The following is a 1,719-nucleotide window of genomic DNA, read 5'->3' as shown; positions in this document are numbered from 1 at the left end:
AATGTTTTTATTACGAATATCTAGGTCTGTTATGGTATTAATATTTGCAGTTGGCACATAATCATCTAAAGGGCCAGAATCATACCCTAAATCTATTAAGGCTTGTTCAAAATTATCGTCAGGCACATAGGTTAATGGTATTGCATTACAATCTTCACTAAAACTGGTTTGTGGGTCAATAGTCCAATTGCTTGTGCTATAGGTAACATCGTCAACGGTAATACAAGTTAGATTATCATTGTTAGTTGCATCAAAGTATGATTCAATAATAGTATTATTACCATTTTTTACATTAAGACTTGTAAGTTGATTGTCATTACAATATAAGCTTTCTAGTAAAACATTATTCGATACATCTAAACTAGTTAATAAATTTCTATAAGCAAATAATGATTGTAATTGCGTATTGTTTGATACATTAATCGTTGTTAGGTCGTTCTGTGAACAATCTAGTGCTGTAATTAATATATTATTAGAAACATCCAAACTTGTTAGGTTGTTGCCATAACATAATAAAGCTTCTAACAAATTATTATTAGAAACATCTAAACTAACTAAATCATTTAACCCACAATCTAATGATGTCAGGGCCGTATTGTTAAATACATTCAATATTGTTAGTTCGTTTGAGGCACAATTAAATGCTTCTAATAAAGCATTATTAGAAACATCTAAAGTTGTTAGGTTATTAAATGCACAATGTAAAAATGTAAGTGCTGTATTATTTTTAATATTTAAATTGGTTAAGTTGTTACTATAGCATGATAATTTTTTTAAGGCTAAATTGTTGCTAATGTCTAAATTACTTAGTTGGTTATTTAAACATAGTAATTCTTCAAGAGCAACAAAATCTTGAATACCGGTGAGGTCTGCAATGTTTTTAGAAGAAACATCTAGGGCTGTAATGGTATTAATATTTGCAGTTGGCACATAATCATCTAAAGCCCCAGAATCATAACCTAAATCAATTAAGGCTTGTTCAAAATTATCGTCAGGTACGTAGGTTAATGGTATTGCACTGCAATCTTCACTAAAACTGTTTTGTGCATCAATATTGGTCCAGTTGGTTGTGCTATAGGTAGCGTCGTCAACTTCTATACACGTTAGGTTTAAAGTATTAGTTAAATTAAAAGTAATTACGTTTGTGTTGTTACCATTTTTAACATTCAACTCACTTAAACTCTCACTACCACTTAAATTCAAAAATTCTAATGAGGTATTTGATGATAGATCTAAATTTGTAAACTTTGAACTTACAGCATATAAATGAGTTAACTTCAAATTATTTGAAAGATCTAAAGACGTTACCTTATTATTACTAATATTTAATATAGCCAATTCCGTATTTGAAGAAACATCTAGATTTATAAGTGTTTTTGGAAGATATAAATTAGTAATACTTAGGTTTTGAGAGAGATTTATAGTAGTAAATATATTATCAAAACAGTGCAAAATACTTAACGCTACAAAATCTTCAATACCAGTCATGTCACTAATATTTTTTGAAAAAACAAATAGTGATGTTACCGTATTAATATTTGCAGTTGGCACATAATCATCTAAAGCCCCAGAATCATATCCTAAATCAACTAAGGCTTGTTCAAAATTATCGTCAGGAACATAGGTTAATTGAGGCGGAATACAATCTTCACTAAAACTGGTTTGTGGGTCAATGTTTGTCCAATTGTTTGTGCTGTAGGTAACATCGTCAACAGTAAT

1 protein-coding gene is annotated in these 1,719 nt (G+C 29.5%); it reads right to left on the bottom strand.

Annotated elements, in window-relative coordinates:
• On the bottom strand, positions 1 to 1,719 hold a 1,719-nt coding region (locus JBL43_RS20120; protein WP_498371151.1), incomplete at both ends, for a leucine-rich repeat domain-containing protein.

The organism is Aureibaculum flavum, assembly GCF_016406085.1.
Lineage (GTDB): Bacteria > Bacteroidota > Bacteroidia > Flavobacteriales > Flavobacteriaceae > Aureibaculum > Aureibaculum flavum.
Note: the sequence above shows the minus strand (reverse complement) of the source record. Positions and strands in the feature narration are given on the sequence as shown.